19 protein-coding genes and 3 riboswitches are annotated in these 20,930 nt (G+C 55.2%); of the genes, 13 read left to right on the forward strand and 6 right to left on the reverse strand.

What is annotated here, in order from left to right:
- Window positions 1-5 precede the first annotated feature (5 nt).
- From ACLPGZ_RS05765 to pbpG, 4 genes are all read right to left on the reverse strand, one after another.
- Window positions 6-965 (reverse strand): M14 family metallopeptidase, encoded by a 960-nt coding sequence (locus ACLPGZ_RS05765; protein ID WP_115633628.1) that lies wholly within the window; start codon window positions 963-965, stop codon window positions 6-8.
- A 44-nt stretch (window positions 966-1,009) separates the two neighbouring features.
- Complete coding sequence (locus ACLPGZ_RS05770) at window positions 1,010-1,999, reverse strand: Bug family tripartite tricarboxylate transporter substrate binding protein (protein ID WP_021446611.1); 990 nt, start codon at window positions 1,997-1,999, stop codon at window positions 1,010-1,012.
- A gap of 158 nt (window positions 2,000-2,157) precedes the next feature.
- On the reverse strand, window positions 2,158-3,072 hold the full coding sequence (locus tag ACLPGZ_RS05775; protein ID WP_035273204.1) for a LysR family transcriptional regulator: 915 nt from the start codon (window positions 3,070-3,072) through the stop codon (window positions 2,158-2,160).
- 10 nt (window positions 3,073-3,082) lie between these two features.
- On the reverse strand, window positions 3,083-4,087 hold the full coding sequence (gene pbpG, locus ACLPGZ_RS05780) for a D-alanyl-D-alanine endopeptidase (protein WP_088452837.1): 1,005 nt from the start codon (window positions 4,085-4,087) through the stop codon (window positions 3,083-3,085).
- Window positions 4,088-4,334: 247 nt separating this feature from the next.
- Here pbpG and ACLPGZ_RS05785 point away from each other — a divergent pair, with 247 nt between their 5' ends.
- The 3 genes from ACLPGZ_RS05785 (at window position 4,335) to ACLPGZ_RS05795 (ending at window position 6,519) form a co-directional block, all read left to right on the forward strand.
- The gene (locus ACLPGZ_RS05785) at window positions 4,335-4,715 is read left to right on the forward strand and encodes a flagellar protein FlhE (protein WP_009454187.1); all 381 of its coding nucleotides are present in this window, start codon (window positions 4,335-4,337) and stop codon (window positions 4,713-4,715) included.
- Window positions 4,716-4,853: 138 nt separating this feature from the next.
- Entirely contained in the window at window positions 4,854-5,669 is an 816-nt protein-coding gene (locus ACLPGZ_RS05790) for a motility protein A (protein ID WP_009454185.1), read from the forward strand.
- Window positions 5,670-5,673: 4 nt separating this feature from the next.
- Window positions 5,674-6,519 (forward strand): OmpA/MotB family protein, encoded by an 846-nt coding sequence (locus tag ACLPGZ_RS05795; protein WP_115633629.1) that lies wholly within the window; start codon window positions 5,674-5,676, stop codon window positions 6,517-6,519.
- Window positions 6,520-6,595: 76 nt separating this feature from the next.
- On the opposite strand, the gene ACLPGZ_RS05800 is transcribed toward ACLPGZ_RS05795, so the two are convergent.
- Window positions 6,596-8,035 (reverse strand): sodium:solute symporter family protein, encoded by a 1,440-nt coding sequence (locus tag ACLPGZ_RS05800; protein WP_115633630.1) that lies wholly within the window; start codon window positions 8,033-8,035, stop codon window positions 6,596-6,598.
- Between the two features lie 141 nt (window positions 8,036-8,176).
- Window positions 8,177-8,283: riboswitch (TPP riboswitch) on the reverse strand.
- Window positions 8,284-8,349: 66 nt separating this feature from the next.
- Window positions 8,350-8,447: riboswitch (TPP riboswitch) on the forward strand.
- Window positions 8,448-8,497: 50 nt separating this feature from the next.
- Here ACLPGZ_RS05800 and ACLPGZ_RS05805 point away from each other — a divergent pair.
- The 5 genes from ACLPGZ_RS05805 (at window position 8,498) to ACLPGZ_RS05825 (ending at window position 12,461) form a co-directional block, all read left to right on the forward strand.
- Window positions 8,498-9,280, forward strand: a complete 783-nt coding sequence (locus tag ACLPGZ_RS05805) for a 3-oxoacyl-ACP reductase (protein WP_035273194.1) — start codon at window positions 8,498-8,500, stop codon at window positions 9,278-9,280.
- Window positions 9,277-10,569 carry an LLM class flavin-dependent oxidoreductase gene (locus ACLPGZ_RS05810; RefSeq protein ID WP_035273191.1) on the forward strand — a complete coding sequence of 431 codons (1,293 nt, stop codon included), beginning with the start codon at window positions 9,277-9,279 and terminating at the stop codon, window positions 10,567-10,569. Before ACLPGZ_RS05805 ends, ACLPGZ_RS05810 begins: the two co-directional genes overlap by 4 nt.
- 152 nt (window positions 10,570-10,721) lie before the next feature.
- Complete coding sequence (locus ACLPGZ_RS05815) at window positions 10,722-11,471, forward strand: SDR family NAD(P)-dependent oxidoreductase (protein WP_009458283.1); 750 nt, start codon at window positions 10,722-10,724, stop codon at window positions 11,469-11,471.
- 58 nt (window positions 11,472-11,529) lie between these two features.
- Window positions 11,530-11,674, forward strand: a riboswitch (FMN riboswitch).
- Window positions 11,659-11,826 (forward strand): hypothetical protein, encoded by a 168-nt coding sequence (locus ACLPGZ_RS05820; RefSeq protein ID WP_181900152.1) that lies wholly within the window; start codon window positions 11,659-11,661, stop codon window positions 11,824-11,826. Its footprint overlaps the riboswitch before it by 16 nt.
- Window positions 11,826-12,461, forward strand: coding sequence for a riboflavin synthase subunit alpha (locus ACLPGZ_RS05825; protein ID WP_115633631.1), 636 nt, complete (start codon window positions 11,826-11,828; stop codon window positions 12,459-12,461). The genes ACLPGZ_RS05820 and ACLPGZ_RS05825 overlap by 1 nt, the downstream gene beginning before the upstream one ends.
- A 208-nt stretch (window positions 12,462-12,669) precedes the next feature.
- Here ACLPGZ_RS05825 and ACLPGZ_RS05830 read toward each other — a convergent pair whose 3' ends face one another.
- A complete protein-coding gene (locus ACLPGZ_RS05830; RefSeq protein WP_115633632.1) occupies window positions 12,670-13,203 on the reverse strand; it encodes an AAA family ATPase in 534 nt (177 codons plus the stop codon).
- A gap of 481 nt (window positions 13,204-13,684) precedes the next feature.
- Between ACLPGZ_RS05830 and ACLPGZ_RS05835 the strand changes: the two genes are divergently transcribed.
- The 5 genes from ACLPGZ_RS05835 to ACLPGZ_RS05855 all read left to right on the forward strand — a co-directional run bounded on the left by ACLPGZ_RS05835 (window position 13,685) and on the right by ACLPGZ_RS05855 (window position 20,741).
- On the forward strand, window positions 13,685-15,124 hold the full coding sequence (locus tag ACLPGZ_RS05835) for an aspartate ammonia-lyase (RefSeq protein ID WP_115633633.1): 1,440 nt from the start codon (window positions 13,685-13,687) through the stop codon (window positions 15,122-15,124).
- 49 nt (window positions 15,125-15,173) lie between these two features.
- Window positions 15,174-16,496, forward strand: coding sequence for a dicarboxylate/amino acid:cation symporter (locus ACLPGZ_RS05840; RefSeq protein WP_060185035.1), 1,323 nt, complete (start codon window positions 15,174-15,176; stop codon window positions 16,494-16,496).
- Between the two features lie 71 nt (window positions 16,497-16,567).
- On the forward strand, window positions 16,568-18,379 hold the full coding sequence (locus tag ACLPGZ_RS05845; RefSeq protein ID WP_170978539.1) for a sensor histidine kinase: 1,812 nt from the start codon (window positions 16,568-16,570) through the stop codon (window positions 18,377-18,379).
- Window positions 18,364-19,698, forward strand: a complete 1,335-nt coding sequence (locus ACLPGZ_RS05850) for a sigma-54-dependent transcriptional regulator (protein ID WP_429641054.1) — start codon at window positions 18,364-18,366, stop codon at window positions 19,696-19,698. Before ACLPGZ_RS05845 ends, ACLPGZ_RS05850 begins: the two co-directional genes overlap by 16 nt.
- A 119-nt stretch (window positions 19,699-19,817) precedes the next feature.
- Complete coding sequence (locus ACLPGZ_RS05855; protein WP_429641055.1) at window positions 19,818-20,741, forward strand: LysR family transcriptional regulator; 924 nt, start codon at window positions 19,818-19,820, stop codon at window positions 20,739-20,741.
- The last annotated feature ends 189 nt before the right edge of the window (window positions 20,742-20,930 follow it).

Here is a 20,930-nt window from a genome sequence, read left to right on the forward strand (position 1 = left end):
CAGGTTTAAAGCGTCCAGGAAAGGGCGTCGTAGTTTTGGGCCAGACGTACGACGGTGACACCCGGACGTAGCTGGCGCAGCGAAGGCATGACCAAGGTGCAGTTATCGTAGGGCGTCAGCAAAGCTTGACCATCAGCTTGGCCGATCGCCGTGCCTGCATCGGCCAAGGTTTCCAGGCCTTGCCAGTTCTGATCGAAACTGACTTGCATGGAAGGGGCGACAATCGCATGGGTGACTTGCAGAACGCGTTGCGTATCGGGAGACGCTCGACGCCAGTCCGAGGGCAAATCCTCTTTTTCTACAATCTCGGAGGCGAGCAGAAAGCGGGCAATCAGGTCCAGTGCGATTGCCGGTGTATCAGGATCGCCATGAAAGCCGCATTCCAATAGTAAGGAGCGCGCTTCATGGGCTTCAGGGTCCGAGAATCGACCGTAATCGCGCATGCGTACGCCGTCCTTATGGCCGCTATCCACAATCACATGCTCGGGAGCGCCCAGAGTACGGGCCAGCTCGATATTGCGTGCCAAGGTGCCAGTCAATAACAAGGGGGCGCTGGGTTCATGCATGGAGTGCAGGTCCAGCAACCAGTCGGCTTGTTCCAGCCAAGGCAAAATCGCTCGTGCACGGCGCTGCTCTCGTGTCTGTGTTTGAGCCAGCTTCTGATCGCTCCAGACGCGGTTCATGTCTTCGTCCACGTAGCGGCTGGCATCGTGCTGCTCAGGATCAAAGCGATCAAAGGCGTCCAAATTACAAAAGGCCAGAATCAGCTTGCCACGACGGGGCTTCAGGCCACTGGCCAACACGGCTTTCAAGGCCCAGGCCCCACAAAGTTCGTTGCCATGAATCAGGGCGCTGATCATTACGGTACGGCCCGCTTCGCCCGAGTCCAGGCACCAGATTCCAGGGACACCGGTATTGCCCTGACGCTCTTCTTGAATGTCAGGCAAGGAAAGAGAAAATTGCATGGAAAGACTCCAGCGCCCCAGCAGCTAGCCGGGGCGCATGTGTTTTATTCGGCTTGCAGCTTGGCCAGTTCGACCAGACGAGCATATTTGTCGACCTCTTTGGCCTGGAACTCTGCCGCGTTCATGCCGGGGGCGTAAAGCGTGGCTCCATTGGATTGCATTTTCTCTTGCAAGTTGGCCGATTGCAGGCTGCTGTCCAGAGCCTGACGCAAGGTGCTGGTGACGGATTCAGGCAAATCCTTGGGGCCATACAAACCAAACCAGACGTTGATGTCGACCTTTTCAAAGCCGGGCGTATCGGCCAGGGGCGGGATCTCCGGGGCAGCAGGAGAGGCATGGGTTTCGGTAATGCCCAAAGGCACGATGGCGCCTGCGCGAGCTTGTGACAGGCCCGAGGACAGCACAAGGTAAGCTGTATCCAGTTGACCGCTCATCAAATCCGAAACCAGGGGTGGGACGCCACGGTAGGGCACGTGCATGGCGGTGGTGCCGGTCGAGGCGTTCACCATTTCACCGGCCAGGTGCAAGGTAGTACCTACGCCGGAGGAACCAAAGCTGAAGGCTTCCGGTTTGGCTGCCCGCAGCTTTTGCGCATAGTCTGCCGCGGAGCGAATACCGGACTCTTTGGAGGCTGCCAGCAACAAGGGCTGGGAGGCAATCATGCCAATAGGCGTGAAGTCTTTTTGCCCGTCGTAGCGCACGGCTTTGTTGATCATGCCGGCGATGATCATCTCGTTGGTAGAACCCAGCAGCAGGGTATAGCCGTCGGCAGCCGCACGTTGCACGCGTTGAGCACCAATGGTGCCACCGGCACCGCCTGCGTTTTCCACGACGACGCTTTGGCCCAAACGGCTGCTCAGCTCTTCAGCTAACAGGCGGGCAGTCAGATCCACGCTGCCTCCGGCGGGATAACCCACGACCAGAGTCAGGCTGCGTGAGGGGTAGGTGTCGGCGTGGCTGATTGAGGCTTGCAAGAGGCTACAGGCGCCCAGAATGCCAAGGACCAAGCTGCGCTTGGGAAAAGAAAAAGACATGATGTGCTCCCCGTTCGATGGATAGGTTTCCAAGCAGCGGCCAGTGTGCGCGCTGCGGGCCTGTTTATCCTTAGTTATGAAAGGGTATTGTGTCTGCTGCGGCTACTTGCGATGTGCCGTTACGGCACATAGGCGTGCTTTTTCGGTTGCTTGTGTGTTTATCGCCCCTGCTGGGTGAAGGCCCAGACGGACTCTGCCAGATCCGAGAGCGGGGCTCGGGAGCGATACAGACGAACTTCAAAGGCAATCTCGTCGCCTTTGCCGCCCAATTGCACCAGCGTGCCGCGACGACATTCATTGGCAATCATGGACAGGGGTAACCAGGCTACGCCCATGCCTTTCAATACCGAGCCCATTGCCGTATCCAGCGAATCACAACGCACCGTGCTGACCAGGGGATAGGGAAAGTGGTGCAGCTTGTCGCCCAGAATGCGGGCCATGGCCAAGCCGCCTGAATATGAAATCAAAGGAATGCTGCGTCCGCTATCGGCATTGAGTTCATATAAAGGTGTGCCGTTCTTGCGGCGCTGACAGGTAGGCACCAATTTGTCAGTGGCGATGGTCATATACGTCACTTGCTCGGCCAGCAGTTCAATTGACAAGGCCGGGTGTTCATAACAGCACAGAAAGTCGGTTTTGCCTTGGGCCAACAGCTTGGCCATATCGGCCATCATGCCGGTGCTGATGTCGATAGGCACATGGGCCGACAAAGGGGCGTGGCTGCCTTTTTGCAGACGGCTGACCCAGTCCGTGACCAAGGTGCGTGCCAGGCTACGGCCGGTAGCAATGCGCAAGCTGCCTTGTCCGGCTTGATCCGAGGCCTGCAATTGCCGGCGAACGCGGTTCAGTTGTTCCAGCACTTGATTGGCCGTGTTGTAAAACACCTGTCCTTCCGGCGTTAGCGTGATGGGCAGGCTGCTGCGCTCCACCAAGGGTGTGCCTACCCATGTTTCCAAGGCCCGAATACGGCGTCCAAATGCGGGATGTGTGACGTGGCGTTGCTCTGCTGCCCGAACAAAACTGCCCGCACGAGCCAGGGTTACGAAGTCTTCAAGCAGTTTGAGCTGGGGCACGAAGGGCGTCTTACAGCATGGCCAAGCCGTTGGATTTTTCAACCAGATCGCGGATACGTACGGCGTCACCGATACGCGAGTAACGTCCCGAGGAGTTCAGCAGCACAATAGCCACTTCACGATCTTCGATCTTGGTCAGCATCACCAGGCATTCGCCCGCTTCGTTGATGAAGCCGGTTTTGGAGACCTGAATATCCCAATTGGCGTTTTTCACCAAACGATTGGTATTGTTGAACACCAGTTGGCGACCGCGTACAGGCTGCACGGAGTACTGATCATTCGTGGTGTATTGCTGGATACGGGCATGCTGGCTGGTGGCCGTCAGCAATTTGACCAAATCACGCGGGCTGGATACGTTGTCGCTGGACAAGCCGGTAGGCTCTACAAAACGCGTATTGCGCATACCCAAGGCACGTGCCTTGTCATTCATGGCGCGCACAAAAGCAGACAAGCCACCGGGATAGCTGCGCCCCAATGCGTGGGCAGCCCGGTTTTCCGACGACATCAGGGCCAGATGCATCATGTCGGCACGGCTCAGTTTGGAGCCAACGCTAAGACGCGAGCTGGAATATTTGACGCGGTCCACATCTTCGTCGATGATCTCCAGCATTTCATCCATGGGCAGGCCGGATTCAGCCACGACCAGGGCTGTCATCAGCTTGGAGATGGAGGCAATGGGGCGAACGGCGTCGCTGTTTTTCTGGTACAGCACAGTAGACGATTCCAGATCCTGCACAAAGGCAATTTCCGAACGCAGGGCCGCGTGCTGGATCAGGGCGTCGTGTTTAAGGGCATTAAGCGCACGGCGGCTATCGTTTTCGCTATAGCTGATAGGCTGCAGGTTTTTCTCGAAAACCAGATGCGGCACGTTGTAGCTGATGGCGGCTGTGGCTTCATCCAGTGTGGATGGCTCGGCCAGCGCCAGTGTCTGCGCAAAGGACGAAATCGAAAAAGGCGCTAGAAATAAAACACATAGCGCACGTCGAATGAATTTATTTGTTCTGGTCTGAGGCATTTTTCAGTTCCCGGTAGGCGAGAAACAGAAGGGCGGAGAGAATTTATGCGCTTATGCTACCAGAAAAAATCCTCTTTATATTAGTATCTTACGGCTCAAAGTTAAAAAAAAATTAAGATGTCTGCGCGGTATCATTAAGAAACTTACTTTTATCTGTATAAAAACACAGCTTATGTTTTTTCTGAAAGTCCAAAATAATAAAAAACCTGTTTTTATAAACAGTTTTTTAAATCGATTCCTGCTTTCTATGGTCCTGGTTTCATTACCGCTGGCCAGTCATGCTGCCTCCTTGGCCTGGGACGGGGAACAGCTTAGCAATGCCATCACCACCAGCTCGCCCAGCACCCAGCAAAGCTTCCTGCCTGCAGAGGCGGTGCGAGCACAGGCTTCAAGCATAGGCAAGGTGGAAGTCAGTTATCACCACAATGGGCGCGCCATTCTGAAAAGCCGTTTGTGCTTGCAAGGCGGCTCCTGTGTGGACATGAATGGTTCGGTATTAAGTACCAGGGCCTTTGCCGGTCAGGATGCGCGTCTTGGCTTTGTGCTGGTGCATGAGGTGTGGAGCTGGGCGGGTAGCACAGAGCCTGTGCGTGTGCAGGCCTCGATACGGGTGAATTACCAGCGCTAGCCTGAAATAAGGCGGTTTCCCAATAAACGATTTAATTACTCTTGTACTTGATCCACCTCAAAGTCCAGGCCTAAAGAAACCTGCCGTACTGCCGATATGTAGTCCTGATGCCCATCGGGCCATAACCAGGACTTGTGCATGAACCCCTCTACTCTGATCGGCATCGTAGCCAGCGTGCTGCTGTTTGCCGTGATCTTGTTTTTTACGGCAGAAAACCCCGCCTTGTTTGTGGACCTGCCCAGTCTGGCCGTGGTGCTGGTAGGTACCTTGGCCGCGACGTTCATCAGTTATCCCTTAAGCGAAGTTGTCCGTATTTTTGGTCTGATCGGCACCGTGCTGCGCAATGAACGCCTGTATACCCAGCAGGATATGGACGAGCTGATCAATATCTCCCGCCTGTGGATGATGGGGGATATTCGCGCGGTGGAAGAGGCACTGGAAAAAGTGGCCAACCCTTTTCTGAAAACCGGCGTTCAGCTGGTGATTGATCGGGCACCCCAGGAAGATATTGAAGACCTTTTGCAATGGCGTATCAGCCGTTTGCGTGCTCGTGAACATGCAGAAGCGCAATTGTTCCGTTTGATGGCCAGCTTCGCGCCCGCCTTCGGTATGGTCGGCACGCTGATTGGCCTGGTCAACCTGATGTTTTTGCTGGGCGATGGCGACATTACGTCTATTGGTCAGCAAATGGCTCTGGCCTTGATGACGACGTTCTACGGCGTGCTGCTGTCCAATCTGGTCTTCAAGCCCGTGGCGGTGAAGCTGGAGCGTCGTACCGAACAGCGTGTGGTTCTGATGAACATGATCATGCAAGGTGTGTCCATGATGAGCCAGCGCCGTGGCCCGGCCTTGATGCGTGAGACGCTGAACTCCTTCATGGCTCAGTATCAGGACGAGATCAATGACCGGGGCGGCCGCGACGATGATGCGGACCCGGCTCCGGAACGGGGCTGATCCCATGGGAAACATGGAGCAGGACCTGACTTTGGGTGAACTTGCTGACCGCCAGAAAGCCTTGCAAAAGGAACTGGAGCAAGCTCGCGGCGCCAAAATCGAACAACAACTGGCCAGCAATCTGGGCAGTCGTCGTCGTAGCCGCCCCTGGAATGATCCAGGGCTGGCGGTGCCCGAGGAAGAAGAAGCCTGGTTGACCACGTATCTGGACATGATGACCTTGTTGCTGGTCTTGATGATTGTGATGCTGTCCTTTGCGGGTAAGCGGGCACAAACGGCGGCGCAGGGACAAGGGCAGGGAGGGGCTACGGTCGTGGCGCAAGCAGGCAAGGACGGAGCCGGCTTGCTGCCTGCTGGGGCAGGCCTCTTCCCGGACTCTGGTCAGGGTGAAGGACAAGGCAAAGGCAATCACGGTCTGGATCTGGACGGATTGGGCGACAATATTGATGTGGTCATGAACGACCAATCCGTGAGCTTTCGTATCAATAGCGAAATTCTGTTTAACTCGGGCGGTGCGGATCTGGGGCTGGAAGGTTTGACGGTATTACGCCAACTGGCTGCCGTACTGCAGAAATCCACCCATCCTATTGTGATTGAAGGTCATACGGACTCGGTGCCGATTCGTAGTTATCGCTACCCATCCAACTGGGAACTATCAGGTGCGCGTGCCGGTAGTGTGGTGCGTTATATGGAAGCCAACGGAATTGGCAGCCAGCGACTGAGCGCTGTCGGTTATGCCGATACCCGGCCTTTGGGGGATAACGGCACCTCGCAAGGCCGTGCGACGAATCGACGGGTTGAAATTATTGTGCAGACTCCCCAAGCACAGCCTGAAAGCCCGGTCCCATAAGCCTTTAAAACAAAACCCCGGTTTGCAACATACAAACCGGGGTTTTTGTTTCAAGCCGAAACTCGGCGCATCTGACTTAGTCCAGTACGCGCGTGGAGGAAGCCAGAGACCCTAGATCGAACTTGGGCAGGTGACGACGCAAGGGCATGATCAGAACACTGATCACGACAGGCACAATCGCGGCCAGCAAGAAGGACTCCAGCAAGTAATCCATAGGACCATTGGGGCGCGGGAATACGGCCAGACCGGCGACCAGACCACCGATGGTGCTGATGGTGGCCGTAAAGCCATCGTAGCGGCGGCTGTACAGGCCAAAGAAAACCGGGAAGGCCGCTGCCGAGCACAGCAAGTCCGCTAGCAGGAACAAGTACAGTACGCTAAAGCCTTGTGAGGAGGCGTACAGCACAGGGATGGAGCAAATCCAGATCAGGGAACGCGCCAGACTCATCATTTGAGCGGTGTTGCGATGCGGCATGATGCGGCTCAAGTCCACGGCAATCAGGCTGGAGACAGCGCTGATTGCGGTATCGGCACTGCTCATGACCAGGGACAGGCCTAACGGAATCAGCAGCACCAGGAACCAGACAGGTACGTGCGGCAAAATTACATTGAACAAGGCCACGGAGCTGTCACCGGGCGAGCCCAGACCGACAAAGGCCAGGCCAAACAGGCCCATCAGAAAAATGAAAGGTGCTACAAACAAGCCGCCCAACAAAAAGCCGCGACGCATGGACTTGGTGTCTTTGGCGGCATAGATACGTTGCCAGTTACCTTGGTGAAACAGGCCGGTCAGCAAGATGGCGACAAAGAACGTCAGGCCAGCCTTCACACCTACGGGATCGCTAAGCTCGATCAGGCGTGGGGCTTCCAGTTTCACGCTGTTAAACAACTGTACCGGGCCGCCCACCGCCTGCCAGCCGAACATCACGATCAGAAACAGCATGGGCAGAATCACAAACATCTGCACCTTGTCGGTGAAAATGGAGGCACGCAAACCGCCGTAAGAGGTGTAGATCAGCGTGGCCAGCAACACAATGCTGGCCGTGACCCATAAAGGAATCGGGGCAATCAAGGTAATCATCTTGGACATGGCGGTGATTTCTGCCGTCATGGAGATGAACATGTAAAACAGCATGATGATCAGGGTCAGCGCATACATGGGACGACCGTAGCGGGCGATGACAAACTCGCTCAGGCTATGGCCGCGAGGCAGCAATTCGCGCATGCGCTTGCCGAGTGGAATCATGGCCAGACGGGGCGACATGGAGCCAATGGCATAACCGATGACAGCGCTTAAACCGCCCCAACTGGCTGCCTGTGCGGGCGAAAACAGAATCCAGGCACCCAATGAAGAGGCCAATAAAGTCAGAATGGTAGCGACCGAGCTTTGGCTGTTGCGAGCCACCACAAAGTCTTCCAGGGAACTGTTGTAGTGGCGGGCGTACAGCACCCCAGCCAAGGCAAAAGCGGCGGAAAAAACGATGAGCCACAGGAGGGTGGCACTTTGGTCCAGCATGAGATCTCCCCAAAAGCCTGTTTGAACAGGCACAAACCGGCCAGGCTGGCAGGGTGCCAGAACAGGGCGCAGAAAAATGGAGGGATTGAAATGGGGCGTGTGAGCTTGTGAATGCGCCGCTCAGACAAGAGCGGGCAGGCTGCCAGGCCGCGTTTCCTTTCCCTTCGCCGGCATGATCCGGATCAGGTTCTAAGGGTTACCGCTTGAATGCGGAGTCTCAGCCCGTAAGGACTCCCCCAGGAACAGGCTAGAAGAGTAGGAGAGCTTCTTTCAAATGTCAATAATACGGTTGAGTCCGATTTATGCTATGGTCTGCCTGCGGCACGGGGTGTCCTTCTTGGGAAGGGCTGAGATAAAACCCGTCGAACCTGATCCAGCTCATACTGGCGAAGGGATGTCCGAATCCATGGCCCTGCGTCTCAAGCAGGTCGACATCCTCGCCGAAATCTTGCAAGGAATGTCATGTCTGTGGAACACGTCTCGGAACTCTCTCAACAACTTGTTCTGGTCACCGGCGGCGCACGCGGCCTGGGGGCTTGCCTGGTGCGCGCCTTTGCAGGCCAGGGCGCAAAAGTTGTGATCAATTACCTGAAAAGTGAAGCAGCCGCTCAGGCGCTAGCGGACGAATTTCCGCAGCAATGTCTGGCCGTGCAAGCGGACGTGACGGATGCGGCTTCGGTACAAGCCTTGTTTGCCAAGGCGCAGGCGCACTTTGGCCAGCCCATCACTACCGTCGTCAATAACGCCTTGCCCGAGTTCTCCTTCAATGGCGATGCCCGTCCCCATGCCGATACCTTGACGTGGACGCAGCTGAACCAGCAGCTGGAAGGCATTGTGGGCGGTGCCTTGAACACTACACAGGCCGCCCTGCCTGGCATGAAACAGGCCGGTTTTGGCCGCATTATCAATATCGGCACGAACCTGTTTCAGAACCCCGTGGTGCCTTACCACGATTACACTGCGGCCAAGGCGGCCTTGTTGTCCATGACACGCACCTTGTCGCACGATCTGGGGCCCGATCAGATTACCGTGAACATGATTTCCGGTGGTTTGCTGCGTACAACCGACGCGTCCTCGGCCACGCCCGAAGCGGTGTTTGACTTGATTGCGGCCAGCACACCCTTGCGCCGCGTGACCACGCCCGAGGAATTTGCCGATGCGGCCTTGTTCTTCGCCGGTCCGTGGGCGCGTGCCGTAACAGGACAGAATCTGGTTGTTGACGGTGGGTTGGTGAAAAACGGATGAGACAGCTGCATTTCAATTTGTTCATTATGGGCTGCGGGCATCACAAAGCAGCCTGGCGCCATCCCGATTCTCAGGTTGAACGTTTAGGCGATGTTCGGTTTTACGAAGAGCTGACCCAGATTGCCGAGCGCGGCAAGCTGGACGCTATTTTTTTTGCCGATGGTCAGTCCAGCGATAACGTGTCCGATGGTCCGCGCTGGTTCCTCGAACCCTTGACCATGATGGCTGCGCTGGCGAGAGCCACCGAACGTATCGGCTTGATCAGTACCGTTTCCAGTACCTTCTATACGCCGTTTGTGGCGGCACGCATGTTGTGCTCTTTGGATCATGTATCCAATGGGCGGATGGGCTGGAACGTGGTGACATCCATGTTTGACTCGGAAGCGCGTAACCACGGCTACGAAGCCATGCCCGATCATGCCTGGCGCTATGCGCGGGCTGAAGAGTTTGTCGATACCGCATTGCAACTGTTCGACTCCTGGAGCGACAGTGCTTTGGTCATGGACAGAAAGGGCGATTACGCCAAAGTGGATCAGGTTCGCCAGATCCTGCATAAGGGCGATCACTTCCTGGTGGATGGCCCCTTGACCTTGCCACGTTCGCCGCAAGGCCAGCCGGTGCTGTTTCAGGCAGGTGCTTCTGAGCAAGGCCGTGATTTGGCGGCGCGCAAAGCGGAGGCTATTTACGCTGTGGCTTATGATTTGCCCTCGGCCCAATCCTATTACCGCGATATCAAACGACGCGTGCGTGAAGCGGGCCGTGGCGTGGATGTGCCCGTGATGCCGGGTTTGGTGACCTATGTGGGCTCCACCATGGAAGAGGCGCGCCGCAAGCAGCAAGAGCTGGACGAATTGCTACCCGCCGAGACATCCTTGCGTCAGCTGGGCATGTTTGTCGGCCAGGACTGCATGAATTGGGAGCTGGATGCGCCAGTGCCACCACTGCCGCCCCTGGAAAGCTTCAAAGGCCCCAAAGGGCGCTATGCCACCATGCTGCGCATTGTGGAAATGGAAAAACCGACAGTGCGCCAGTTGCTGGGCCGAATCGCTGCTGGCGGCGGTCACTGCACCATGGTCGGTACGCCGGAGTCCATTGCGGATCAGATTGAGCAATGGTGGCGCAACGAAGGCGCGGATGGTTTTAACCTGATGCCGCCTTCCTTGCCCAATGGCATTCGTGACTTTGTTGAGCAGGTGATTCCGGTTCTGCAAAAACGCGGGCTGTTCCGTCAGGAATACGAACACGCTACCTTGCGTGGCCACCTGGGCCTGGAGCGGCCTGCCGCCTGATGCCAGAGCAAGAAAGAAGCGGGCATTTCCATAGACGGATTTGTCCGCTTTTTCCCTAGGGTGAAGAGGCTACGACGTGCCTGAAGTTTGCTATCCTTAATGCTTTAATTGTCGCCTGCTTAACGAGCAGCGAGCTGTATAGGGATCGCACTATGAAAACCGCCGTTGTCACCGGGGCCTCCTCAGGGTTTGGGGCTGCGCTTGCCCGTAAATTGGTATCTGAAGGACACACCGTGCTGGGTCTGGCGCGTCGCCAGGACAAGCTCGATGCCCTGGCCGCCGAACTGGGCGAGCGTTTTGTACCGGTCAGCGTGGATTTGACCGATCGTGCGCGAGCAGAAGCGGTTCTGGCTGATCTGACAGCTCGTTTTCCCAATATTGATGTGCTGATCAATAATGCCGGTCTGGCACTGGGCGTGGACAAGGCGCAAGACGCCAAGATGGATCAGTGGGACACCATGGTGGCCACCAATATCAGCGCGTTGCTGCACATTACGCACGCTTTGCTGCCGGGTATGGTCAAGCGCAATCAGGGCCACATCATTAATCTGGGGTCGACTGCGGGCGAATACGCTTATGCAGGCGGCAATGTGTACGGTGCTACCAAGGCTTTTGTGCATCAACTGGGCCTGAACCTGCGCGCCGACCTGTCGGGTACCGCAGTTCGTGTTTCTACCGTGGCTCCTGGCCTGTGTTCCGGTACGGACTTCTCGACTGTGCGTCTGGGCGATAAAGACAAAGCCGCTGCGTTGTACCAGAACGTGGATGCGCTCACGCCTGACGATATCGCCAATACCATTGCCTGGATCATGAACGCGCCTGCCCATATGAACGTCAACTACATCGAGTTGATGCCAGTGGCGCAAAGCTTTGCAGGCTTGAGCGTGCATCGCAAGGCTTAAGCGTGGCGACCGGGCGCGAGTCTGGCTTGATTAGACTTGGGCTCCGGTCTTACACTGCAAACGTCTTCAGGGCGGGGTGAAATTCCCCACCGGCGGTAAGGGAGCTACTCCCCAGCCCGCGAGCGCTTTCCGCCAGGGAAAGGTCAGCAGATCAGGTGAGAAACCTGGGCCGACGGTCAGAGTCCGGATGAAAGAAGATGAAGCATCGCTGCCTTGTGATCAAGGCAGCGGCGTGTTTTATTGCTGCCCGGAGGACGCATTGTTTAATCAAGGATGCGTTCAAATGAAAAATCTGAAAATCTCCCCTGCATTAGCCGTTGGTCTTTTGCATGAATTCTGCGAAGGAGCGTGCTGATGTATACCGGAATTGTTAAAGCAGTTCGTCCTCTTACTGCGGTCAGGGCCGAGCTGGGCCGTACCGAGTTTGAAATTGACTTCACTGACGAGCTGCTGGTGGATCTGCAACTGGGTGCCAGTGTCAGCGTGGAAGGCACATGCCTGAGCGTGACCAGCATCTCCGGCCCTAAAGTCACCTTTGATGCGATTCCCGTCACGCTGGAGCGCACAAATCTGGGCACACTCAAAACGGGTGATCTGGTCAATATCGAACGGTCGGCCAAGCTGAACGAGGAAATTGGCGGCCATGTGATGGCTGGCCATATCGCAACGACGGCTGAAGTGCTGGAACTGAGTATTACCGAGGCCGGTAACCGTCTGCGTTTTCAGATGCCGGAAGATTGGGCGAAATACGTGTTTCCACGTGGTTTTCTGGGCGTGAATGGCTGCAGCTTGACTGTGGCGGATGTGGAAGACGGTGTTGTGACCATCAATCTGATTCCCGAAACCTTGCGCCAGACGACGTTCTCCCGCTACAAGGCGGGCGATAAGCTCAATATCGAAGTGGATCAGCAGACGGTTGTGCTGGTCGATGTGCTGGAGCGTACGGTTGCAGGCACGTTGACACGTGTGATGCCTGGTTTGAAGGGCTGATTGACGCCCAAATGAAGTAAAAAAGAGCTGTCAGTTTTAAGACTGGTGGCTCTTTTTTTATGCGGGGCTTTTACTGTGTCTGTTGCGGTACTGGATGCTTTGGGGCTTGTGGACAAAGTCTGGAGTGAAACACAGCCCGAAAGCGGAGTACAGAGCCGTGTGAACCTGCTCCTTCTAGTGATCGACACTTTGCATAACAAAGCAGTACTCACACTTGAGTTAGCGTCTTCAAGACAAAATCAGCACGCTTTTCTACGCTTGTTTTGGGCAGCAGGCTCACTTGGTATCCCAGTAGGGGATAAACACGCTTCAACCGCTCATACTCACGCAAAGCAGCGTTCATATCGTGACGACGCTCTGGATCAGCCTCGTATATTTCAGGCCAGGGCGGCGTTAAAAATACCTGTGAATGATAAGGGCTGGTCTTGTTGAGTTCATCCAGCAGTGGCGTTCCCTTTAATTCCTGCAAAGCTGCGGCCGCATCAATCAAGCCTCGATCAAAAAACACCCAGCCACCATCTTTCGGAGCGCTGCAATAGTCATCTTGCGCGGTCTTTATCGCTTCATTCAGGAAGGCCTCCATATCCAGCCAGGGAAGGGCAGAGCCACCGCTGGTCAGTTGTTCCTGCACGATACGTCGCCCAGGTTCCTGGATAACCGTATAGCCACGATTCTGCAGCTCGGATAACAGAGTAGATTTGCCGCCACTAGAGCAGCCGGAGAGAAGGACAAAAGGGTTCATAAGAGTAGGTCAGTAGAAGGTGAAGACTTGTACAGGCGTGTTCAAGCCCCGAAACTGAAGCCGGATGTAGGAATAATAAAGCCGATCCGGGTGTACACAAACACCTAACCGCCTATCTCCATGGTATCCATTATAGAAAATAAAATGCAATTAACGGAAATAACTTCCAGCCATTGAAAAGAAAGTCTCCAACAAAAAGGGGAGCGATTTTGAGAGGAAACCGCATGGTAATACAGCAGGATAAAACCCACAGCCGCACAGTTCGATGACTTCTGTTCGGGTTTCCGTCTGTTTTGATTTTGTCGTGTTCAGAAATCCGAACAGAAGCAAGCATATTGTCAGTGTCTCTACAATCAGTGCGCAAAAAATGACTTGTTTTTCAATAGGCTAGTGTGATCCCTTATTGTTGGCACAGTTGTTGCTTTTAACTCCGGTACAACAACCCCAATTTTTTGGGTACTACATAAAACGGAGAGATAAGATGACTGATTGCACCGCAACAGCCCACACGCGCCTGGAAAAAGACTTGCTAGGAACTCGGCCCGTACCTGACTCAGCGTATTTTGGCATTCACACCCTGCGAGCTGTTGAGAACTTCGCTATTACGGCGATACCTATTTCACACTATCCCGATTTGATTCGTGCCTTGGCACAAATCAAAGCATCTGCCGCGCAAGCCAACCACGCGCTGGGAACATTGAATGCCGTCAAGAAAGAAGCGATTGTGCAGGCATGCCGAGAAATTGAGTCCGGCCAGCATCACGAGCATTTTGTGGTGGATGTGATCCAAGGTGGTGCGGGAACCTCTACCAACATGAATGCGAACGAGGTGATCGCTAACCGTGCTCTGGAAATTTTGGGCCATGAACGTGGGCAGTACGCTTTCCTCCACCCCAATGAAGATGTCAATCTGGGGCAGTCGACCAATGATGTATACCCCACGGCCTTGAAGCTGGCTGCCTATCAGGGCGCTGCCCGTTTATTGACTGCCTTGGAGTACTTGCAGCAAGCGTTCGAGGGCAAAGCTCACGCTTTCAAAGAGTTATTGAAAATGGGGCGTACACAGCTGCAGGAGGCGGTCCCTATGACCCTAGGGCAGGAGTTCGCGGTTTACGCCGGCATGATTGCCAAAGATCGGCTTTGCCTGACCGAGGCCATGCAAGAGCTGTGTGAAATCAATCTGGGGGCCACCGCGATTGGCACGGGGATCAATACTGATCCACGCTATGCCCAACTGGTCACGCGTCAACTATCCTCAAACACGGGGATCAGCCTGCGCAGCGCACCGGACTTGATCCTAGCCACCCAGGACTGTAGCGCTTTTGTGCAATTGTCCAGCGCGTTGAAACGAGTTGCCGTCACGTTGTCCAAAACCTGCAACGACTTGCGTCTGCTATCGAGCGGCCCACGCGCTGGCATCGGCGAGATCAATTTGCCACCACGCCAAGCGGGCTCCTCCATCATGCCGGGCAAAGTCAATCCCGTCATTCCGGAAGCGATCAGCCAGATTGCCTTTGAAGTCTTTGGCAACGATGTGACTGTCTCCTTTGCGGCCGAAGCTGGACAGCTTCAGCTCAACGCGTTTGAACCCATTATTGCGCACAGCCTCTACAAGAGCCTGCGTCACCTGCAACGCGGATGCATGATTCTGGCCGACTACTGCGTGGAAGCGATCACCGCCAACCCTCAGCGCCTGGCAGACAGTGTCAGCCAATCCATCGGATTGGTTACGGCGCTTAATCCGTTGATTGGCTACACCGCGGCCACTGACATTGCCAAGCAGGCACATGAAACCGGCAAGGGAGTGGCTGAGCTGATTCTGGAGCATGGCTTGTTAAGTGCGGACGAACTGGCTCAGGCCTTGCGGCCTGAACTGCTGATCGCGCCACGCACCTTGAACGAATTTGAGCAAACGCTTTAATTAAAAAAAAGGACCGGCCCGTGCACGGGCCGACAAGGGAGATAAGCATATGAAGCTGAATAAGCAAACCACATGGATTCTGATTGCCATGGTATTGGGTGTGGTGGTGGGTTATATCTGCCACAAAATGGCCGATACCCCCGAACAAGCTCATGCCATTGCCAGCTACTTTGGCATGGTGACGGATATGTTTTTACGCTTGATCAAGATGATCATTGCTCCGCTGATTTTCGCCACCTTGGTTGCGGGTATGGCCAGCATGGATGATGCCGCGACTGTCGGCCGTATCGGTGGCCGTGCCGTAGGCTGGTTTCTGTTGGCGTCGTTGGTATCGCTGACGGTAGGGCTGATTTTTGCCAATATTTTCCAGCCAGGTGCCAATGTCGGCATCCCCTTGCCGGCTGAATCCGCTCACTTGGGGGTAGATACCTCGGCACTGAACCTGAAAACGTTTCTGACCCACGTTGTGCCACGTAACTTTTTTGAGTCCATGTCCAAGAACGAGATTTTGCAAATCCTGGTGTTCTCGGTATTTTTCGGACTGGCCTTGGGAAAAGTGCGTGGAAATCCCCAGGCAAACACCCTCGCACAAACCATCGAGGGCGCAGTGCCAGTGATGCTGACGGTAACCAACTACGTTATGTACTTTGCGCCGCTAGGTGTGTTTGCTGCCGTTGCCAATATCATCACGACCGAAGGGCTGGGTATTTTGGCTGTCTATGGCAAATTCCTGGGCAGCTTTTATGCCACCTTGGTGGTGTTGTGGTTGATTCTGCTTGCTGCGGGATTTCTGGTGCTCAAGGGCCGTGTATTCACGCTGTTCAAAGAAATCCGTCAACCCATGTTGCTGGGCTTTTCCACCGCCTCCAGTGAAGCCGCCTATCCACGTTTGATGGAAAAGCTGGAAGTGTTCGGTGTACGCAAACGGGTTATCGGCTTTGTCCTTCCGCTGGGTTATTCCTTTAACCTGGATGGCTCCATGATCTACACCGCTTTTGCCGCTTTGTTTATCTCACAGGCGTATGACGTGCCGCTGTCCTTACAACAGCAGATTATTATGCTGCTGGTGTTGATGATCTCCAGCAAAGGTATCGCCGGTGTGCCACGCTCCGCGCTGGTCGTGGTGGCCGCGGTTTTACCGATGTTTGGGCTGCCCGAGGCTGGTGTACTATTGATCATGGGCATTGATCACTTTCTGGACATGGGCCGCACCGCGACAAATGTGTTGGGTAACGGCATTGCCACGGCCGTTGTTGCTAAATGGGAGGGCGCCATCGACGCACCCGACGAGTCAGACAACAGGGCGGCAGATCCATCCGTGCTCCAGCCCAAGGAGGCAGCCGCGGCAGGCTCCGTGCCTGTCGTTGCCTGAGGCCTCCCCTGTCTCTGAGTGGCGGCTGTTTACTAAAATCCCGTGTAAGTGGCCGCTACGGTTTTATGCATTTGCCCCGATTTTTTCGTCCTCAGAAAGTCTTGCTGTTACTGGCGCTGATTGTGTCGCTGGCTGCCATAGCGGGCGTGATGGCTTATCGTGTTGGCGAAGCGCTCGGACTAGCCAGTTTGCAGGACACGGCTCGGCAGCGTCTGGACTTGTATGCGCTGACACTGCGTCACGAAGTCGAGAAATACGAATATTTACCCAAGATGCTGGAGCTGGATCAAGCAGTGGTTGGGCTTTTGGAGCGTAACACCCAGTCCTCGCTCGAGGTCAGCCGTCATCTGGAGCGCTTGAACGAGCGTGCCAAGACCCGCGTGATTTACATCCTTGGTCGCCAGGGACGCGTTCTGGCGACCAGCAACTGGCAACAGGCTGACAGTTATCTGGGGGAAGATCTTTCCTATCGCCATTATTTCTCCGAGGCACACCAAGGGCGGCCCGGTTTCTTCTTTGGCGTTGGGACCACCCGGGGTGAGGCAGGCTATTACATCTCAGCACCCATCTCGCTGGCGGGGCAGGTCATGGGAGTGGCCGTGATCAAGGTGGACCTTGATCGTTTGCAGGATTCCTGGACCCATGCTCAAGCGCCGGTGATCGTTTCCGATCACTATGGAGTGGCGATTTTGTCCTCTGTGCCCGCCTGGAAATTTACAGCAAATCAACCCTTAACTGAAGATGTGCAGCAGCACCTGCGCGAGACTCGCCAGTACAATGGTTTACCGATTGTGCCACTGGATCTCCTGACCCAAAAAGTGCTGAGCCAGGATGCACAATTAGTATCTTGGTCGCAGGCCTGGACGGAATCGGGGGCAGCGGATCAGGTTCGCGGACTGTCGCTGGCTCAGACACTTCCGTTTGGTGCCAACGGCTGGACTTTGACGCTGTTTTTGCCCACCGATCTGGTCTATTCCATGGCTCGCCTGTACGCAGGCCTGGCGGCCTTGGGTGTCGTGTCCTTTTTTGTCATATTAATCAGTTGGTATTTGCGCCGGCAGCAACAGCGTGATCGGGCTCTTGCGCGCTTGCAACTGGAGCGGGCCCATGCTCAGCTTGAACGCAAGGTGCAGGAGCGTACTCGAACGTTGGAAGAGACCCAGGCCGGCTTGATTCACGCAGGCAAACTGGCTGTCATTGGACAGTTGTCTACCGGCCTGGCCCACGAGCTGAATCAACCCTTGACGGCACTGCGTACCTTGTCAGGGAACACCATCCGCTTCATGGAGCGCGGCGACCTGGATACGGTACGCGCCAATTTGAAACGCATCAATGATTTGGTGGACAGCATGGGCGCGCTGACCTCACAGCTCAAACAATTTGCTCGCAAATCGCCTGGTCATTCGGGGCTGGCGGATTTGAACGCTATTATCGATCGGGCCCTGCTAATCCTGGATCCTTCCATTCACCAACACCGCGCAACGATACAGGTTCAATTGGCTGACGAGGCGAGCAGGGTGCTGTGCAATCCCAACCGCCTTGAACAAGTGATTGTTAATCTACTGAGCAATGCGATTGACGCTGCGGCCACGCAAAACGCTCATCCCGTCATTCAGATCAGCAGCCAGCGGCAAGGCCAGCAGGTGGCGATCCGGGTTCAAGACAATGGTCCGGGATTAAGCGAGGAGGTCTGCTTGCATTTATTCGAACCGTTTTTCACCACCAAAGACAGTGGTACCGGACTGGGCCTGGGTTTGGCCATTTCGATGAGTATTATCCAACATTGCGGGGGCAGCCTGACGGCAGAGAACTTGCCAAGTGGTGGTGCCGTATTCACCATTGTGCTTCCCTTTCCTGGAGCAGAGAAATGTACGACGGGCTGACTGTTCTCATCGTTGAAGACGACGTTAATGTACGTCTGGGCTGTAGCCAAACCTTGCAGCTTGAAGGCATCCAGGTGCAAGAGGCAGAAAGCGCCGAACAGGCCTTGCACCTCCTTCACAAGGCTTGGCCAGGCATTGTGGTGTCCGACGTGCGTTTGCCAGGCGCCGATGGCATGAGCTTGTTGCAGCAGCTGCAGCACGTGGACAGCGACTTGCCTGTCGTACTGATTACCGGCCATGGTGATGTGTCGATGGCCGTTCAGGCCATGAAAATGGGGGCCTATGATTTTATCGAGAAACCATTTTCGCCCGAACATTTTGTACAGGTCGTATCGCGCGCCCTGGATAAACGTCAAATGAGCTTTGAAATCGAAGCTTTGCAGTGCCGCTTGCAGGATAAGCAATCCATTGAAGCGCGTGTTCTGGGTAACTCATCTGTCATGTCCAAGGTACGTGAACTAATCTGCAATCTGGGCAATAGTGCCGCCGATGTACTTATTTTTGGCGAAACCGGTACCGGCAAAGAACTGGTAGCACGCTGCCTTCACGAGGTGGGGCACACCAGCGAGGGCAATTTTGTGGCCGTCAACTGCGGTGCACTGTCCGACAGTCTGTTCGACAGTCAGATGTTCGGTCATGAAGCAGGCGCTTTTACGGGCGCTGGCAAGCGGGTGATCGGCAAGATAGAGTATGCACACCAAGGTACCTTGTTTCTGGACGAAATTGAAAGCATGCCAATGGTCATGCAGGTCAAACTATTGCGCGTTTTACAGGAACGTACGCTGGAGCGTCTAGGCTCGAATCAATCCATCGCCATCAATTGCCGGGTCATTGCAGCCACTAAAGTCGATTTACTGGCGCAGGCTGATCAAGGCCAGTTCCGTCACGATTTGTATTACCGGCTGAACATGGCGACCTTGCCACTGCCGCCCCTGCGTGAGCGGCGCGAGGATATTGGTCTGTTGTTCGAGCATTTTGCCTTGTTGGCGGCGGCCTGGCATGGCCGCCCGGCACTGGAGCCGGACTCCGAACGTCTGCAAGCTATGCTGGCCTGGCATTGGCCGGGTAATGTGCGCGAGCTGCGTAACTTTGCGGACCGCTGCGTGCTGGGAGTCAACGGCGCCTTGCCCGGTCAGCAAGCTGCGTCAGCAGTTGTGCCCACCTCGCTGGTTCAAACCGTGGAAGCGGTCGAACGTGCCTTGATCGTCGAAGCCCTGAGACGGCATCAACATAATTTGACCCGCGCCGGACAGGAATTGGGCATCGCCAAAAGCACACTACACGACAAAATTCGCAAGTACGGTCTGTTAGCTTCCTAATTTCCTTTTTTCAGTGCTCCGGTTTGTGCTGATCGGTCCTGTCATGTGCAGGAGACGCAGCCGTTGCTCTGATTGAACTATGATCAGAGTTTTCGTCCTATTTTTTATGGCGTTTTATTATGGAGCTGCGTCAGCTACGGTATTTCTTGCGTGTGGTGGAATTAGGCAGCATGGGCAAGGCCGCTCAGGATCTGGGGGTTGTCACTTCGGCGCTTAGCCAGCAAATTAGCCGCCTGGAGGGGGAGCTATCCGTGCGTCTGTTACAGCGCACATCGACTGGCGTGGCCCCCACCGCAGCCGGCTTGGCGTTTCGTCAAGAAGCGCAATTGGCCTTGAGACACACCGATAATGCCGTGTTGGCGGCACAGGCCGCTCGGTTGTCTGGGCAAGTCACTGTGGGTCTGGCACCGACCACCGGTTCGGTCCTGGCGGTCCCTTTTCTCACTGCCATGAAGCAGCGCTATCCCGATGTACGGGTGCATCTGATTGAAAGCTTGTCGGGCAATCTCTCTCAAATGCTCAATCGACGCCAGATTGACTTAGGGGTGGTGTTCCATACAGCAGGGCATCACTCCTGGAGTGCGCAAGCTATTTTGGATGAACGCCTGTTTCTTATCATCCACCCCAATCAACGCCACTTGTTGCCTGTGGAGCACTCGTTGACGCTGGGTGATATTACCAATCTGCCACTTGTCATGCCCAGCGCCTCCCACGGCTTGCGTGCATTGTTGAATGCCGAATTTTTTCGCGAAGGCACTGAGGCCAATGTTGTGGTGGAGATTGACGGCCTGGCCTTGCTAATGGATGTGGTGTGCTCTGGCTATGCCGCAACGGTTCAACCTGGTGCAGCAGTAGTCCGTAATCACAATCAACGTTTAGTGAGCTTGCCTTTAGCACATGAAACCCTCAAACGCCGTAACCTGATCGCCAGCTTATCGGACGAAGAATTAGCACCAGCGGGGCTTGCGGCCCGGATCGTGCTGGCTGATGTAATGCGCTCACTTGTGCAGCAATCACGTTGGCCAGGAGCCACGCTGCTCTGAAATAGAGATTTTTCCTCATAAAGCGACAGCTGCTCAGTCGGCTGACTGTCACTCGTTCTAGCTCTGCTCACGCTCATTCACAGTGAAGTGTGCTTTTGCGCTGCTTAACACACAAGGTCTCCCTGTGGCCTTAGCCTTCACTTTTAGTGAACACCTATAGCCATGACCATACTGGCGTCGACAAGACCA

It is taken from the genome of Alcaligenes sp. Me129 (assembly GCF_050487245.1).
Classification (GTDB): domain Bacteria; phylum Pseudomonadota; class Gammaproteobacteria; order Burkholderiales; family Burkholderiaceae_B; genus Alcaligenes; species Alcaligenes phenolicus.

Bases quoted from the DNA above. Each gene is read 5' to 3' on its own strand.
- ACLPGZ_RS05765 (WP_115633628.1), bottom strand. From the start codon at position 965: ATGCAATTTTCTCTTTCCTTGCCTGACATTCAAGAAGAGCGTCAGGGC.
- ACLPGZ_RS05770 (WP_021446611.1), bottom strand. From the start codon at position 1,999: ATGTCTTTTTCTTTTCCCAAGCGCAGCTTGGTCCTTGGCATTCTGGGC.
- pbpG (WP_088452837.1), bottom strand. From the start codon at position 4,087: ATGCCTCAGACCAGAACAAATAAATTCATTCGACGTGCGCTATGTGTT.
- ACLPGZ_RS05785 (WP_009454187.1), top strand. From the start codon at position 4,335: ATGGTCCTGGTTTCATTACCGCTGGCCAGTCATGCTGCCTCCTTGGCC.
- ACLPGZ_RS05790 (WP_009454185.1), top strand. From the start codon at position 4,854: ATGAACCCCTCTACTCTGATCGGCATCGTAGCCAGCGTGCTGCTGTTT.
- ACLPGZ_RS05795 (WP_115633629.1), top strand. From the start codon at position 5,674: ATGGGAAACATGGAGCAGGACCTGACTTTGGGTGAACTTGCTGACCGC.
- ACLPGZ_RS05800 (WP_115633630.1), bottom strand. From the start codon at position 8,035: ATGCTGGACCAAAGTGCCACCCTCCTGTGGCTCATCGTTTTTTCCGCC.
- ACLPGZ_RS05805 (WP_035273194.1), top strand. From the start codon at position 8,498: ATGTCTGTGGAACACGTCTCGGAACTCTCTCAACAACTTGTTCTGGTC.
- ACLPGZ_RS05810 (WP_035273191.1), top strand. From the start codon at position 9,277: ATGAGACAGCTGCATTTCAATTTGTTCATTATGGGCTGCGGGCATCAC.
- ACLPGZ_RS05815 (WP_009458283.1), top strand. From the start codon at position 10,722: ATGAAAACCGCCGTTGTCACCGGGGCCTCCTCAGGGTTTGGGGCTGCG.
- ACLPGZ_RS05820 (WP_181900152.1), top strand. From the start codon at position 11,659: ATGAAAGAAGATGAAGCATCGCTGCCTTGTGATCAAGGCAGCGGCGTG.
- ACLPGZ_RS05825 (WP_115633631.1), top strand. From the start codon at position 11,826: ATGTATACCGGAATTGTTAAAGCAGTTCGTCCTCTTACTGCGGTCAGG.
- ACLPGZ_RS05830 (WP_115633632.1), bottom strand. From the start codon at position 13,203: ATGAACCCTTTTGTCCTTCTCTCCGGCTGCTCTAGTGGCGGCAAATCT.
- ACLPGZ_RS05835 (WP_115633633.1), top strand. From the start codon at position 13,685: ATGACTGATTGCACCGCAACAGCCCACACGCGCCTGGAAAAAGACTTG.
- ACLPGZ_RS05840 (WP_060185035.1), top strand. From the start codon at position 15,174: ATGAAGCTGAATAAGCAAACCACATGGATTCTGATTGCCATGGTATTG.
- ACLPGZ_RS05850 (WP_429641054.1), top strand. From the start codon at position 18,364: ATGTACGACGGGCTGACTGTTCTCATCGTTGAAGACGACGTTAATGTA.
- ACLPGZ_RS05855 (WP_429641055.1), top strand. From the start codon at position 19,818: ATGGAGCTGCGTCAGCTACGGTATTTCTTGCGTGTGGTGGAATTAGGC.